Source organism: Micromonospora sp. NPDC050417 (assembly GCF_044458865.1).
Classification (GTDB): Bacteria; Actinomycetota; Actinomycetes; order Mycobacteriales; family Micromonosporaceae; genus Micromonospora_G.
On sequence record NZ_JBITIH010000003.1, the window covers coordinates 1 to 15451 of the forward strand.

10 protein-coding genes and 1 pseudogene are annotated in these 15451 nt (G+C 70.5%); 6 read left to right on the forward strand and 5 right to left on the reverse strand.

Features of this window, described 5'->3' with window-relative positions; genetic code table 11:
* Nucleotides 1-141: pseudogene (locus ACIBF5_RS05175) on the forward strand (IS630 family transposase); the annotation flags it as partial.
* On the opposite strand, the gene ACIBF5_RS05180 reads toward ACIBF5_RS05175, so the two are convergent.
* From ACIBF5_RS05180 to mfd, 4 genes are read right to left on the reverse strand one after another with little or no spacing between them, the layout of a single operon-like run.
* The gene (locus ACIBF5_RS05180; RefSeq protein WP_396808311.1) at nucleotides 138-1757 is read right to left on the reverse strand and encodes a DUF885 domain-containing protein; all 1620 of its coding nucleotides are present in this window, start codon (nucleotides 1755-1757) and stop codon (nucleotides 138-140) included. The pseudogene ACIBF5_RS05175 and the gene ACIBF5_RS05180 overlap by 4 nt on opposite strands.
* Before the next feature lie 25 nt (nucleotides 1758-1782).
* Nucleotides 1783-2760 (reverse strand): nucleoside triphosphate pyrophosphohydrolase, encoded by a 978-nt coding sequence (locus tag ACIBF5_RS05185; protein WP_396808313.1) that lies wholly within the window; start codon nucleotides 2758-2760, stop codon nucleotides 1783-1785.
* 13 nt (nucleotides 2761-2773) lie between these two features.
* On the reverse strand, nucleotides 2774-3481 hold the full coding sequence (locus tag ACIBF5_RS05190) for a hypothetical protein (protein ID WP_396808315.1): 708 nt from the start codon (nucleotides 3479-3481) through the stop codon (nucleotides 2774-2776).
* A gap of 44 nt (nucleotides 3482-3525) precedes the next feature.
* Nucleotides 3526-7155, reverse strand: coding sequence for a transcription-repair coupling factor (mfd, locus tag ACIBF5_RS05195; RefSeq protein WP_396808818.1), 3630 nt, complete (start codon nucleotides 7153-7155; stop codon nucleotides 3526-3528).
* A gap of 286 nt (nucleotides 7156-7441) precedes the next feature.
* Between mfd and ACIBF5_RS05200 the strand changes: the two genes are divergently transcribed.
* Together ACIBF5_RS05200 and ACIBF5_RS05205 are read left to right on the forward strand one after the other, a co-directional pair.
* Entirely contained in the window at nucleotides 7442-8518 is a 1077-nt protein-coding gene (locus ACIBF5_RS05200; protein ID WP_396808317.1) for a DNA sulfur modification protein DndB, read from the forward strand.
* Between the two features lie 118 nt (nucleotides 8519-8636).
* Nucleotides 8637-9251 carry an NYN domain-containing protein gene (locus ACIBF5_RS05205; RefSeq protein WP_396808319.1) on the forward strand — a complete coding sequence of 205 codons (615 nt, stop codon included), beginning with the start codon at nucleotides 8637-8639 and terminating at the stop codon, nucleotides 9249-9251.
* A 96-nt stretch (nucleotides 9252-9347) separates the two neighbouring features.
* Here the strand turns inward: ACIBF5_RS05205 and ACIBF5_RS05210 are convergent, their stop codons facing one another.
* Nucleotides 9348-10409 carry a S66 peptidase family protein gene (locus ACIBF5_RS05210; RefSeq protein ID WP_396808321.1) on the reverse strand — a complete coding sequence of 354 codons (1062 nt, stop codon included), beginning with the start codon at nucleotides 10407-10409 and terminating at the stop codon, nucleotides 9348-9350.
* Nucleotides 10410-10521: 112 nt separating this feature from the next.
* Here ACIBF5_RS05210 and ACIBF5_RS05215 point away from each other — a divergent pair, with 112 nt between their 5' ends.
* The 3 genes from ACIBF5_RS05215 (at nucleotide 10522) to ACIBF5_RS05225 (ending at nucleotide 15348) form a co-directional block, all read left to right on the forward strand.
* Nucleotides 10522-11307: a Clp protease N-terminal domain-containing protein gene (locus ACIBF5_RS05215; RefSeq protein ID WP_396808323.1), complete on the forward strand. Its 786-nt coding sequence runs from the start codon at nucleotides 10522-10524 to the stop codon at nucleotides 11305-11307.
* A 105-nt stretch (nucleotides 11308-11412) separates the two neighbouring features.
* A complete protein-coding gene (gene ppc / locus ACIBF5_RS05220) occupies nucleotides 11413-14199 on the forward strand; it encodes a phosphoenolpyruvate carboxylase (RefSeq protein WP_396808325.1) in 2787 nt (928 codons plus the stop codon).
* A gap of 72 nt (nucleotides 14200-14271) precedes the next feature.
* Nucleotides 14272-15348, forward strand: a complete 1077-nt coding sequence (locus tag ACIBF5_RS05225; RefSeq protein WP_396808327.1) for a hypothetical protein — start codon at nucleotides 14272-14274, stop codon at nucleotides 15346-15348.
* The last annotated feature ends 103 nt before the right edge of the window (nucleotides 15349-15451 follow it).

Here is a 15451-nt window from a genome sequence, read left to right on the forward strand (position 1 = left end):
ACCGCACTGGAAGCCGACATCCGGGCGTGGATCGACAACTGGAACACCAACCCACGCCCGTACGTCTGGACCCGCACCGCCGACGAAATCCTTGAATCCCTCGCCGCCTACTGCCGACGAATTAACGACTCAGGACACTAGAGGCCGAGCAGGGTACGGAGGTGGCGCGGCGGCGGGGAACCGTGGGCGAGCATGGCGTCGTGCCACTGCCTCGGCGACTGACCGGACGGCCGGGCGGCGGCGATGTCGGCGACCTCGGTGTAGCCGACGAAGTAGGTGGAGAGCTGGGTCGAGGTGAGCAGCGCCCGGCGCCACTTGCCCGCCGCCTCGCCCTCCTCCTGGAAGCCCCGGCCGGTCATGAGTGCCATGCCCTCGGACTCGGGCAGCTCGTCGCAGTGCACCAACTGGTCGAGCAGCGCGTTGATGGTCATCCGGAGCTGCATCTTGAGCTGCTGCAACCGGATCGCCAGGCCACCGAAGCCGGCGTCCGCCATCAGCTCCTCGGCGTAGACCGCCCACCCCTCGACGAACGGGCCGGAGTAGTCGAGCGCCCGGACCCGGGTGCTGCCCCGGTAGCGGCGGGCGTGGGCCAGTTGCAGGAAGTGGCCCGGCACCGCCTCGTGCACGGTCAGGTTGCCGATCATGTGGTTGTTGTATTCGCGGTAGAACGACTCGACCCGCTCCGCCGACCAGTCCGCCGGGGTCGGTGCGATGCAGTAGAACGTCGGCACGTCCGCGGTCTCCAGCGGTCCGGGCGGGTCGCAGTAGGCGACCGCCACCCCACGGGCGAACTCCGGCATCTCCTGGATCACGCACAGGTCGTCGACCAGGCTGACCAGGTCGTGTGCGCGTACGAAGTCGGTCGACTCGGTGAGCGTCGTGCGGGCCAACTCCACGATGGTGTGGTTGTCCGGGTGCTCACTGCCGAGCCGGCCGAGCGCCTGCCGTACGGTCTCGTCGTTCGCCGCCCCTCCGACCAGTTCGGCGGCGGCTGCCCGGATCTCGTCGGTGACCCGCTCCAGGTTCGCCTCGGCGCGGGTGAAGACCTGCGCGGCGGAGAGTTCGGTGTCCAGGGTGTGCCAGAGCCGCGCCTCGAAGCGTCGGCGTCCGAGCCGGGGGTCCCGCCCCGGACCGGAGTCGTCGCGCAGCCCGGCGCGGAGCCACTCGGCGAACTCGTCGAGGGCGCGGGCGGCGTCCCGGGCCACCGGCTCGACCCGGTCCCGCATGCCGGGCGCCTCGGCGAGCAACGCCGGCAGTTCGGTGCGGACCAGCGCGGCGGTGCCGCCGAACTGCCCGATCGCGGTCTCGGCGTGGATCCGGGGCATGTCGCCGAGCAGGGCACGCGCGGTGGCGAGGGCGTCCGGTACGTCGGCGAGCCGGCCGACGAGGCTGGTCAGCCGCACCTCCGCCGGCGCGTACGGGCGGGCGATCAGTGCGTGCAGCAGCGGTCCCGGGTTGTGCCGCAACGGGTTCCACTCGTGTGTGCGCAGTTCGGAGAGTTCGAACAGTTCCCGCTCCACCAGGGCACGAAGCAGGTCGTGGTCCACCTGCTCGGCCGGGTCGAGCGCGCCGTCGTCCACCTGGGAAAGGGCACCGGCGGCGTCACGCAGCATTGCCACCTGCGCCTTGACCCCGGCGTCGGAGAGATCCGGCAGCCGGTCGTCGACGCGGTGGTCGCCGGCCGAGGAAGCAAGCTCCGGGCTGCTCTCCAGCAGCGCGTCGACGATCCGTTCGGCGATGGGGACGAAAGACGACATGGGGTGAATCTAGCGTGGTGCTGGATCAGTCGGAGTCAGTGGCGGTCTCGGCGGCGCGTACCGCGTCGGCGTAGGCGAGTGCGGCACGGCGCAGCGCCGCCTCCGCGTCCAGCCCGTCGGCGCGGGCCCGCACCACGATCTCCCACAGGCGGGCGCCGAGCCGGGCCTCGCCGTCCGGCGTCGCCAGCACCGGCGGCGGCACGTCGAACCCGGCACGAGCGGCCCGTTGCAGGATCTTCGCGGCGAGGGAGAGGGCCGGCTGCGCCAGCGCGATTCCGTCCAACACCGAGTCGCGGGCCTTCTCCGCCTTCTTGATCTGCTCCCAGTTGGTGATGATCTCGTCGATCGAACCGACGGCGGTGTCCGCGAAGACGTGCGGGTTGCGCCGGATCATCTTCTCCACCAGGCCGCCGGCAACGTCGTCGACGCTCCAGCGCTCCTCCTCGGGCAGTTCCTCGGCGAGCCGGGCGTGCAGCACCACCTGGAGCAGTACGTCGCCCAACTCCTCGCGGAGCGCGTCCAGGTCCCCGGCGGCGATAGCGTCGTACGCCTCGTAGCACTCCTCCAGCAGGAACTGCGCGAGGGTGGTGTGCGTCTGGGCCCGCTTCCACGGGTCACCGCCCGGCGAGACCAGCCGGTCCATCACCGCGACCGCGTCGAGCAGCCGGGCGCCGGGCGGATCCCAGGAGCCGTACATCAGCTCCAGTTCGGCGAGACCGGGCTCGCGGGCCAGCCGCATGCCCAGTTCACGGGCCATCTGGTCGTCGCCGGCCGGGCCGGCGAGCCAGACCACGGTGCCGTCGGTTCCGGCGGCGGCGAGCAGGTCACGCACCGGCGCGTCGGAGAGGGTGACGGTGCCGCCTGCCACCCGTACCGCCGTGGCCAGTTCGCTTTCCACGCCGGTCAGCACCGGGTGCTGGCGTACCACGTCCCAGGCTGCCGCGGTGAGCAGACCGGCTGGCAGCCGGGGCGAGGTGACCAGCAGTACGACTCGGGCGGTCATCGTTGTCGCCGGCTCAGCTCCGGCTGGTTACCGCACCCGTGCCCGGCTCACCGAGCGGCACGCCGACCGCCTGGTCCTCGTTCGGGAACGACAGGATCGGGAACTCCAGCGGCCGGTAGCGCGGGTTGACGGTGATGTCGAATCGCCCGAACTCGCCCTCCAGCAGCTTGCGCTGACCGAGCGCGCCCTGGAACTGCTCACCGTCGAGTGCCTGGCGCAGTTCCGCGTCGGTCTCGCCGTTCTCGCCGAGACCGGCGGCGCGGGCGTCCCGGATGAGCTGGACGAGCTGCTCCTCGGTCGGCTTGACCGGCTCGCCGGCGGGCAGTGCCGACCGGCAGGTGAACGAGTCGGCGAGCTGCCGGGCGTACTCGGTGTTGGGCGCGAAGCCGAGGCCCTGGCCGACCTCCTCGGCGGTCACCGGGCGCTGCGGCTTCAGGGCCTTGTCGGTGGTGAAACGGCCGCACGCGTCGTTGAAGACGAGCAGGCTCACCACCTCGCCACGGGTCGGCACCCGGGCTCCACCCTCCTCGGCCGGCGCCTGGGCGCTCTGCGGGGCCGGGTTCTTCTTCACCTCGTCGATGATCCCGGTGATCCGGTCCTCGGTGATCTGCCGGTCGCCGAGGTACGCGGCGACATCGGGCTGGGCACGGCAACCGGTGAGGGCGATGATGCCGACCGCGACAACCACCGCGATCGGCGCCAGACGGCGAGCACGCTGCATGGCCGACACTCTCTCACGCGTGACCCGGCCCGGGAGGTACGGGGTCACCGGTCGGCCGAGACCGGTGCGCCGAGCACATCGGAGAGGAGCTGCCCGCACCACTCCAACAGGGCCTGGTCGCGCAGCGGTTCGCCACCGATCCGCCGGGTGCTCGGGCGGGGGACGCTGACCTGGTCGGCGACCTGCTTGTAGACCGCGTCCGGGTGGTAACGCTTGAGCCGCAACTGCTTGGAGTCCGGCAGCGGCAGCGGGCTGAACCGGAGGTGTTTGCCCTGGACCGACACGTCGGTCAGGCCGTACGAGCGGGCCAGCAGGCGGAACCGGGCCACCGCGACCAGGTTCTTCACCGGCTCGGGCGGCTCCCCGTACCGGTCGGTCATCTCGGCGACCACCTCGTCGAGGCGGGCCGCGTCGCGGGCCTCGGCGAGCTTGCGGTACATCTCCAGCCGGAGCCGTTCCACACCGACGTAGTCGTGCGGCAGGTGCGCGTCGATCGGCAGGTCGATCTTGACGTCGGTCTCCTCCTCCGGACGCTCCCCCTTGAACGCCTGCACCGCCTCGCCGACCATCCGCACGTAGAGGTCGAAGCCGACGCCCTCGATGTGACCGGACTGCTCGCCGCCGAGCAGGTTGCCCGCGCCCCGGATTTCCAGGTCCTTCATCGCCACGTACATGCCGGCGCCCAGTTCGGTGTGCTGGGCGATGGTGGCGAGCCGTTCGTGGGCGTGCTCGGTCAGCGGCTTCTCCGACGGGTAGAGGAAGTAGGCGTACGCGCGCTCCCGCCCCCGGCCGACCCGACCCCGGATCTGGTGGAGCTGGGCCAGGCCGAGCAGGTCGGCCCGCTCGACGATCAGGGTGTTGGCGTTCGGGATGTCGATACCGGACTCCACGATCGTGGTGCAGACCAGGACGTCGTACTCCTTCTCCCAGAAGCCGACCATGACCTTCTCCAGCGCTTCCTCACTCATCTGGCCGTGCGCCACCGCGACCCGCGCCTCGGGCACCAGCTCACGGATGCGCCGCGCCGCCCGGTCGATCGACTCGACCCGGTTGTGCAGGTAGAAGACCTGCCCGTCGCGGAGGAGTTCGCGGTGGATGGAGGCGGCGACCTGACGGTCGTCGTACGCGCCGACGAAGGTGAGGACCGGGTGACGCTCCTCCGGCGGGGTGGCGATGGTCGACATCTCGCGGATGCCGGTGATCGCCATCTCCAGGGTTCGCGGGATCGGCGTCGCCGACATGGTCAGTACGTCGACCGCGGTCCGCAACGTCTTGAGATGTTCCTTGTGCTCGACCCCGAAACGCTGTTCCTCGTCGACGATGACCATGCCGAGCGACTTGAAGCGGGTGGCGGCGGCGAGCAGCCGATGGGTGCCGATGACGATGTCGGCGCTGCCGTCGGCGGCGGCGGCGAGGGTCTGCTCGGCCTCCTTCGGCGTCTGGAACCGGGAGAGTTGCTTGATCTGGACGGGGAACTGCCCCATCCGCTCGGCGAAGGTGTTGTAGTGCTGTTGGGCCAGGAGCGTGGTCGGCACCAGCACGGCGACCTGCTTGCCGTCCTGGACCGCCTTGAACGCCGCCCGGACCGCGATCTCGGTCTTGCCGTAACCGACGTCGCCGCAGATCAGCCGGTCCATCGGGGCGGACTGCTCCATGTCCCGCTTGACCTCCTCGATCGCCGAGAGCTGGTCCGGCGTCTCGGTGTACGGGAAGGCGTCCTCCAGCTCACGCTGCCAGGGGGTGTCCGGGCCGTAGGCATGCCCCTTCGACGCCTTCCGGGCGGCGTAGAGCTGGATGAGCTGGGCGGCGATCTCCCGTACCGCCTTGCGGGCGCGGGCCTTGGCCTTCTGCCACTCGCTGCCGCCCATCTTGTGCAGGGTCGGCGTCTCCCCGCCGACGTACCGGGAGAGTTGGTCGAGCTGGTCGGTGGGGACGAAGAGGCGGTCGCCCGGCTGCCCCCGCTTACTGGAGGCGTACTCGATGACGAGGTATTCGCGTTCGGCGCCGTTGACCGTACGCTGCACCAGCTCGACGTAGCGGCCGATGCCATGCTGCTCGTGCACCACGTAGTCGCCGGTCTTCAGCTCCAGCGGGTCGATCGTGTTACGTCGCCGGCTCGGCATCTTGCGCATGTCGCGGGTGGAGGAGCCGCGACCGCCGGTGATGTCGTTGCCGGTGAGCACGGCGAGTTTGGTCGCGCCGGCCCCGTCGAGCAGGAAGCCGTGGTTGAGCGAGCCGCAGGTGACCAGGATGTCGCCGGGTGCCGGGGGGCGCAGGATGGTCTCGACCGGGGTGGCGCCGAGCCCGCCGTCGCGCAGCACCTCGACCGCCCGCTGCGCCGGCCCGTGCCCCTCGAAGACCAGGGCGACGGCCCAGCCGTCGGCGGTCCAGCGGGTCAGGTCGTCGACCACGCGGCTGGTCTCGCCGTGGTAGAGCGCGGTCGGCTGGGCGGCGAGCGTGATCGAGATCCCGTCGTCGGGGGTGACGTCGGTCTGCTCGACCGGGTCGAGCCACGGCTGGTCGTCGGTCGCGGTGGTCGTCTCGACCAGCCCGAACGGGGCGATCGACCACCAGGGCTGGCCGAGGGTCGCGGCGGTCGCGCGTACCTCGCCCAGGGTCTTGAAGGCGGCGGCGCCGAGGTCGATCGGGGCCTGGCCGCCGACGGCGGCTGCGGCCCAGCTCGCCTGGAGGAACTCCTCCGAGGTACGGACCAGGTCGTGAGCCCGGGTACGGATGCGTTCCGGGTCGAAGAGCAGCACGTGCGCGCCCGCCGGCAGGCAGTCGAGCAGCGTCTCCATGCTGCCGGTCCCGTCCGTGAGCGCCGGGGCGAGCGACTCCATCCCCTCGACCGGGATGCCCTCGGCGAGCTTCTCCAGGATCTCGGCGAGTTCGGGGTGGGCCTCGGCGAGCGCGGCGGCCCGCTCGCGGATCTCCGGGGTGAGCAGGAGTTCCCGGCACGGCGGCGCCCAGAGTTGGTCGACCTGCTCGATGGTGCGCTGGTCGGCGACGGCGAAGGTACGGATCTCCTCCACCTCGTCGCCCCAGAACTCGACCCGGCTGGGGTGTTCGTCGGTCGGTGGGAAGACGTCGAGGATGCCGCCCCGGACGGCGAACTCGCCCCGCTTGGTGACCAGGTCGACCCGGGTGTACGCCAGGTCGGCCAGGCGGTGCGCGATCTCGTCGAGGTCGGCTTCGGCGTGACTGGTGAGTCGGACGGGCTCCAGGTCACCGAGCCCCTTGAGCTGCGGTTGCAGGACCGAACGGACCGGTGCGACGACCACCCGCAGCGGGCCGGTGCCGCCTGCGGCACCGGGGTGGGCCAGCCGGCGCAGCACGGCGAGCCGGCGGCCGACGGTGTCCGAGCGGGGTGAGAGCCGTTCGTGCGGCAGGGTCTCCCAGGCCGGGAAGACGGCCACCTGCTCGGCGGGGAGCAGGCTGCCAAGTGCGCCGGCGAGGTCGTCGGCCTCGCGGGTGGTGGCGGTGACGGCGAGCACGGGACGGCCGGCGCCGCCCTGGTCGGTCTCGGCGGCGACGGCGGCCACCACGAACGGCCGTAGCGCGGCCGGGGCGGTGAGGTCGAGCCCGTCGGCCTGCGCGAAACCGCGCCGGGCCAGGTCACGGGTGCGGGTGAGGCCCGGGTCGCCGAGGGCGGCAGCCAGCAGACCGGCGAGCATCGTCACGATCACTACCTTTGCGTCGACACGCGAAACGGCCCCACGCCCAGACCGGGCGGGGGGTGCTCGCCCTAGCGTAGCCCGCAGAACACCGCACCCGCTGTGGACGCTTGGCGAAGTGGACCCCACCCTCTCCGGGGGTTGTACGTCCAAACTCTCTGCCTGAAGCGACGTACTCAGGGGTGATTACGTCTTGCTCTCGCAAAATTTGCAACGTACGGTATCCCCGTCATCGTCCGGTTCAACTGACCGGCGGGATGTGTGGGCCTATGCGCAAGGAGCGACCATGACCATCAGCGGCAGCCTCCAAGTCCCGGCGATCCGAGGACGAATGGGTGACAACGTCTACTACGCCGCCATGTTCCCGCTCGAGCTGGCCGCCCGGCTCTTCACCCGTACCCGCCCGGACCTGCCGCCAGAGCAGCGCGCGCAACGCAAGCTCGTGGAAAAGCGCGTGCCCGAGATCGCGAAATACCTGCTCGACCACGAACACGACTGGGTGTTTTCCAGCCTCACCGTGTCGTACGACGGCGACGAGGAGTTCCGCCCCGCCGTGGAAGATGGCGACATCGGGACGCTTGAACTATCGCTCAACACCCGCTTCCTGATCAACGATGGCCAGCACCGACACGCTGGGATCCAGGCAGCTCTCACAAAGAATGCAGACCTCGGCCAACAGACAATCAGCGTGGTGCTGCTGCCGGAAGTAGACACGGCACGCAGCCAGCAGATCTTCAGCGATCTGAACCGAACGGTACAGAAGACAAGTCGATCCCTTGACATTCTCTACGACCACCGAGACCCCATGAACCAGGTGGTCCTGGCGATGATCCCCCGGGTGCCGCTCTTCGCCGGCCGGGTAGAGAAAGATGCCGTCTCCCTTCCCCTGAGGTCGGCAAAGCTGGTCACGCTCTCCGCGCTCTACGACGCCACGCGACAACTGTTCGATGCCCCCATCGCCAGCGACGACGCCGCGCTCGAAGCCGGGGAAACGTACGCCAAGGAGTTCTGGTTAGCGGTGACCGATGCCATCCCCCTTTGGCGGGAGATTCGAGACGGCACCCGTAGGCCAGCCGAGGTGCGCGCCGAATCGATCGCGACGCACGCCGTCACCTTCCATGCCCTTGGCGCGCTCGGCCGCCGTCTGCGTGCCGGCCACCATGGCCCGTCCGACTGGTCCAGCCTGCTCGGACGACTCATAGACGTGGACTGGTCCAAATCCAACACCGAGTGGCAGGGCATCTGCATGATCGGACCGGAAATCATCACCCGGCGGCAGACTCGCGCCGCACTCGCCGATCAGCTGAGTTGGAAAATCGGTATCACCACGGCAAAACCCGAGCGGGTCCTCGACCCGTCCTGAGAACACCCGGGACAAAAGAAACGGCCCCCTGATGGGGGCCGTCAGACCAGGGCTACTCGCCCTGGCGGGGTACGCCCATACTAACCCGACTGCAGCCAGGATGACCAGGAAGGGCGTCGTGAACAGGGTCACCGCCTACGTGGACGGGTTCAACCTCTACCACGGCCTCAAAGCCAAGCACGGCCGCAAGTACCACTGGCTCGACCTACAGCTGATGGTCACCTCGCTGCTCCGATCAGATCAGGAGCTGGCCAGCGTCAACTACTTCACTGCGCGCATCCGGAATCAGCCGTCCAGCGAGCGACGCCAGGAAGACTACCTGCGCGCCCTGGACGCGGCGGCCCCGAAGCTCAGAATCATCGAGGGGCGCTTTCAGGCAAAGGCAAGTATTTGCCGACATTGCGGGAGTACCTGGACGAGCTACGAGGAGAAGGAGACCGACGTCAACCTTGCCCTCTCGATCGCCCGGGACGCGGCACGGGACCGGTTCGACACCTGCATCCTCATTTCCGGAGACGCCGACCTCTGCCCCGCGATTCGGGTGACCCGGGAACTCGCCCCGGACAAGAAGGTCGTGGTGGCCTTCCCACCGCGACGGTGGTCCGACGCCCTCCGCAATGAGGCTGACGCCTGCTTCACCATCGGTGACGCCAAGATCCGACAAGCACAGCTTCCCGACAAGGTGATGCTGGACAACGGCCTGATTGTCGAACGCCCGGCCTACTGGCGATAGCTCTCCGCGTGGCCAAACCAGCCCGACCTGCCCGTTGTCGGAGTAGGGAGTCGGAGTAGGGAGAGGGTGACCGCGCCTCGCCGCCGATAAATGGAGTCAGTAACGGACGGTGATGCGGCGAGCGATCGCGTCGACCCGGGCGAGGCCGCCGTACGGGACGATCAGTTGCGGGTCGGTGTGGCCGACGTCGAGGCCGAAGACGGCGACCGCGTCGGGGTTGTACTCGGCGAGGATCTTGAGCACGGCGACGCGTTGGGCCTCGGTGTACGCCCGCTTCTGCTCGGCCGTGTTCGGCTGGTCGAAGTCCCACGCCTTCGGTCGGCCGACCAGGACGGCGGGGAAGCCGGCGAGCAGTCCCCGCTCCCCCATGTTGCGCAGGATTCGGAAGACCTCGACGTCCGACGGGAGTTCCTCCGAGGTCTCCAACAGCAGCACGTGACCGGCGTACGCGGAGTTCGGTCCGATCCGGCCGGCCTGGAGCAGCCAGGCGAGGATTTCCAGGTTGCCGCCCCAGACCGGTCCCTCGACCAGGGTCTGCGGGCCGCGCCAGTGCCAACCGTCGGACGGGAACATGACCGGCTCGTCGGCGAGGGTGGACGGGTCGCGCCAGTCGCTCGGCTCGTCGCTGTACTGCTTGGCCGGCGCCAGTTCGTACCAGTCGTCGGTGAAGAGCGCGGCCCGCAGCGAGGCGGCGGTCGCCGGGTGCAGACTGCCGGGGCGCCCGAGGTGCACGAGCACCGAGCCCCCGTGATAGCCGACCAGCCCGAGTTCGAAGAGGTACGACAGCACGTTGGTGTTGTCCGAGTAGCCGAAGTACGGCTTGGGGTTGGCCGCGATCACCTCCCCGTCCAGGTACGGCACGACGGTGATCAGGTCGTCCCCGCCGACGGTGGCGAGCACCGCCTTGATCGTCGGGTCGGCGAACGCGGCGGTCAGGTCGCGGGCGCGTTCGCGCGGGTGTGCGCCGGCCGCACGGGTGGTCGGGTACTCGACCGGGATCAGCCCGAAGTCGTCGCGCAGCCGCCGCAGGCCCAGTTCGTACACGTGCGGGAAGACGGCTGGCAGGCCGGCGGAGGGCGAGAGTACGGCGACCCGGTCTCCGGGGCGCGGTTTCGCGGGGTAACGCCGGGCCTCGGTGGAGCGGATCAGTTCGGACATCAGCCCACCCTAGCGATCGATCATCGATGAGACCTTCCCCTTTTCCCATTAGGGGGTATGGTGGGGTTATCTGGGGGTCATAACCGTAGCCAAGCCCCGAAGGGAGCCGAAGGTGCCGAAGATCAACGTCTATCTGCCGGACGAGTTGGCCGAGGCGGTCAAGGAGTCCGGGGTCCCGGTCTCCGCGATCTGCCAGCGCGCCCTGGAACAGGCCGTACGCCGGGTCACCGCGATCCGGGAGACAACCCTCGGCGGGACCGACGGGGACGACCCGGCCGCCGCCCTGACCCAGTTCACCGCACGGGCCCGAACCGCCATCGCCCTCGGCGTCACCCAGGCCGGTCAGGAGGGCGAGACCAGCCTCGGCACGGAACACCTGCTCGCCGGCATGCTGGCCGAGGGACAGAACCTCGCTCTCCAGGTGCTTCAGGCAATGGAGATCGACCCCGAGGCGGTCCGCCGCGAACTGACCCGACAGGCGACCCGGGAACCAAAAATCGGGGTCGGGGAGGGCGGCCGGCGGTTCAACCGGACCGCGGCCAACGCACTGGAACTGACCGTCACCGAGGCCACCTCGCTCGGTCACAACTACGTCGGCTGCGAACACCTGCTGCTCGGCCTGGTCGCCGAGCCGGACGGCACCGCCGGACACGTACTGCGCGCGCTCGGCGCGGACTATCGGCTGACCCGCCGCGCGGTCACAGCCGCACTGGCCGGTTACGTACACCTGCGGGCGCAGACCCAGGCAACCGCACCGGCGGGCGGCGGCACCGAGGCGATCGCCGCGCTCCAGGCCGCCCTCACCCAACAGTTGCAGCCGATCGTGGCCAGATTGGAGCGGCTGGAGCAACGGATCGACGCCGGTACGGCCACCGGCACCGCGCCCGGGACCGTGTGACGAAAACTCGGATATGGTGGGCCCCTCCTGAAAACCCCCCTCGCGCGGATACGATCAGCCTTGTCGGACAGCGCTGTCCTTAGCACAACACGTAAGGAGCGCACGGTGACCGACCAGCATGATCACGACGGCCCTGACGCGGCCCTCCGGGCGGACATCCGCCGGCTCGGCACCCTGCTCGGGCAGACCCTCGCCCGCCAGGAAGGCCCACCGCTGCTCGACCTGGTCGAGGAGATCCGCGCCCTGGTCCGCTCCGACCCCGAGGCCGCGGCCCTGCGGCTCGGCGCGATGGACGTGACCACCGGGACCAAGCTGGCCCGTGCCTTCTCCACCTACTTCCACCTGGCCAACATCACCGAACAGGTGCACCGCTCCCGGGACCTGCGCCGCCAGCGGGCCACCCAGGGAGGCTGGTTGGACCAGGCGGCCAAGTTGATCGCCGAACGCGGGGTGCCGGCCGAGGAGATCGCGGCGGCGGCCCGGCGGCTCGCCGTACGGCCGGTCTTCACCGCCCACCCGACCGAGGCCGCCCGCCGCTCCATCCTGACCAAGCTGCGCGCGGTCGCGGACGAACTCGACGCCGAGACCGCCGCCGCGGTGCTCTACGGCGCCAGCGACGAGGGTCCGACCAACCGGCGGCTGGCCGAACTGCTCGACCTGATGTGGCAGACCGACGAGCTACGGCTCGACCGGCCGGACCCGACCGACGAGGCCCGTAACGCCATCTACTACCTGCGCGACCTGTACGCCGCCGCCGCCCCACAGGTCCTCGACGACCTCGCCGACACGCTGCGGTCGCTCGGGGTGGAGACCTCCCCGACCGCCCGCCCGCTGACCTTCGGCACCTGGATCGGCGGCGACCGGGACGGCAACCCCTTCGTCACCCCGCACGTCACCCGCGAGGTGCTGGTCATCCAGTACCACCACGGCATCCAGGCGACCGAGGCGGCGATGGAGTCGCTGATCAACGAAATCTCGGTCTCCCGCCGGCTTCGCGGGGTGTCGCTCGACCTCTCCGCCAGCCTCGCCACCGACCTCGACGCGCTGCCCGAGGTGGCCGCCCGGTTCCGCCGGGTCAACGCCGAGGAGCCCTACCGGCTCAAGGCCCGCTGCATCAAGGCGAAGCTGGCCAACACCCGGCTGCGGCTGACCCGGGGCACCGCCCACGTACCCGGCCGCGACTACCGGGGCTCCGCCGAACTCCTCGCCGACCTGGAACTGATGCGCGCCTCCCTGGCCCGCAACTCCGGACAGCTCACCGCCGTCGGTCGACTCGCCTCGGCGATCCGGACCGTCGCCTCGTTCGGGCTGCACCTGGCCACCCTGGACGTACGCGAACACGCCGAGGCGCACCACACGGTGCTGCGCCAGCTCTACGAGCAGGTCGGCGAGGTCACCGACTACGCGGCGTTGAGCCGGGCCGAGCGGACCAAGCTGCTCAGCGAGGAGCTGACCGGCCGACGCCCCCTGTCCAACATGGACACTCCGCTGACCGAGGTGGCACGCAAGACCTTCGACGTCTTCGGCACCATCCGGGAGGCCCAGGAGCGGTTCGGCGTCGAGGTCATCGAGTCGTACATCATCTCCATGACCATGGGCGTCGACGACGTGCTCGCGGCGGCGGTGCTGGCCCGCGAGGCCGGGCTGGTCGACGTACACAGCGGTCGGGCCCGGATCGGTTTCGTGCCGCTGCTGGAAACCCCGGACGAGCTGAACGCCGGTGGGGAACTCCTCGACGAACTGCTCTCACTGCCGGCGTACCGGGCGATCGTCACCGCCCGTGGAGACGTGCAGGAGGTGATGCTCGGCTACTCCGACTCGAACAAGGAGGCGGGCATCACCACCTCCCAGTGGTCGATCCACCGGGCCCAGCGCTCACTGCGTGACGTGGCCGCCCGGCACGGCGTACGACTGCGGCTCTTCCACGGCCGGGGCGGCACCGTCGGCCGAGGTGGTGGCCCCACGCACGAGGCGATCCTGGCCCAGCCGTACGGCACCCTCGACGGTGCGATCAAGGTGACCGAACAGGGTGAGGTCATCTCCGACAAGTACACCCTGCCGTCGCTGGCCCGGGAGAACCTGGAGCTGACGCTCGCCGCCGTCCTCCAGAGCGCCCTGCTGCACACCTATCCCCGGCAACCCGCCGAGATGCTGGAACGCTGGGACGCGACGATGGAGCTGGTCTCCGAGTCGGCGTACCGGTCGTACCGGTCGCTGGTGGAGAACCCGGACCTGCCCGCGTACTTCTGGGCGTCGACCCCGACCGAACTGCTCGGCGCGCTGAACATCGGCTCCCGGCCGGCGAAGCGCCCCAACACCGGCGCCGGGCTGAGCGGCCTGCGGGCGATCCCGTGGGTCTTCGGCTGGACCCAGACCCGGCAGATCGTGCCCGGCTGGTTCGGCGTCGGCTCCGGGCTGGCCGCCGCCCGCGAGGCGGGCCGGGCGGAAATCCTCGCCGAGATGCACCGGAACTGGCACTTCTTCCGTACGTTCCTCTCCAACGTCGAGATGATGCTCTCCAAGACGGACCTGAACATCGCCCGCCGCTACGTGGAGACCCTGGTTCCCGAGCCGCTGCGGCCGATCTTCGACGTGATCCGCGAGGAGTACGAGCTGACCAAGCGCGAGGTGCTGGCGATCACCGCCTCGCCCGCCCTGCTGGAGAACTCCCCGGTGCTCCAACGCACGCTCGCGGTCCGGGACACCTACCTGGAGCCGCTGCACCACCTCCAGGTGGCGCTACTGCGGCAGTACCGGGACTCGGGTGCCGCCGGCCGGGCGGTCGCCACCGCTCCGGGCGCCCGCCGCGCCCCGGGTGACGGCACCGCGCTGGAACGGGCGCTGCTGACCACGGTCAACGGCATCGCCGCCGGCATGCGTAACACCGGCTGACCCGGCCCTGGGCAGCCGTTCCGAACAGCGAAAACGCCTCACAAGCGAACACCGCCTCCATACGCTGGTGAGGTGGTCGACGAGGCGGGGGCGCGGGGGAACAGCGGTGCGATGGGGCACCGGCGCGAGCCGTCAGACCCGGAGTCGTGGCGGCGGTCGGTGATCCATGGCGCGGGACTGCTCTTCGGCACCCTGGTGATCGCCACCGCCTTCATCGCCTCGTACGCGGGGGCGCTGCACCAGCCGACGCCGAAGGACGTACCCGTCGCGGTGGTCCGCAGCGACCAGCCGGCGCGGGCGCTGCTGGCCGCCGTACGCCAACGGGACAGGGCCCTCAAGCCCATCGAGTACGCCGACCGCGCAGCCGCCGACGACGCCCTCGCCGGCCGCGACGTGTACGCCGTACTCGCCTCGTCCAACACCGGCGGCAAACCCGGGCTGACCCTGGTCACGGCGAGCGCCGCCGCACCGTTGGCCACCCAGGTCATCACCCAGACGGTGCAGGTGGCGGCGGAACGCGGGCAGGCCCCGCTCGCGGTCAGCGACTCGGTGCCGATCGCCCCCGCCGACCCGCGCGGCCTGGTCCCGTTCTACCTCGCGATCGGGCTGGTACTCGGCGGCTACCTCGGCTCGACCGTGCTCGGCCTGCGCGTCGGCACCACCCCGCGTACGGTCGCCCGGGCCGGCACCCGCATCGGCGGGCTGGCGCTCTATTCCGGCCTGCTCGGGTTGGCCGGCGCCCTGGTCACCGGACCCGGCCTGGACGTCTGGCATGGCCGGTTCGCGAGCCTGTTCGGCGCGAGTGCGCTGGTCGCGTTCGCCGCCTCGATGGCCGCCGCCGCGGCCCAGGGCTGGCTCGGCCTGCTCGGCACCGGACTGATCATCCTGCTGTTGGTGGTGCTCGGGAATCCGGGTTCGGGCGGCATCGCCGCGCCGGAGTTCCTACCGGACTTCTTCCGGGACATGCACCTGTGGAACATTCCCGGGCTCGGTACCGACCTGGTCAAGGCGGTGGTCTACTTCGGCCCGGACGCGACCGCCCAGCCGGCCGTGACGCTCGCGATCTGGGCCGTGGCGGGCATGCTCCTGCTCCTCGCCGCCACCGTGGTCCGGGGACGAGGCATCCACGCGTGGAGCCGCCACAAGTAAGGAGGGGCCGGCGGGGTTTCGCAGGGGGGGTGTCTCGGGGGCGCCCGTCCCCAGAGGCGGGGTGGGGGGGGCGCGGGGGGGGGCGGGGGGGGGGGGGGGGTGG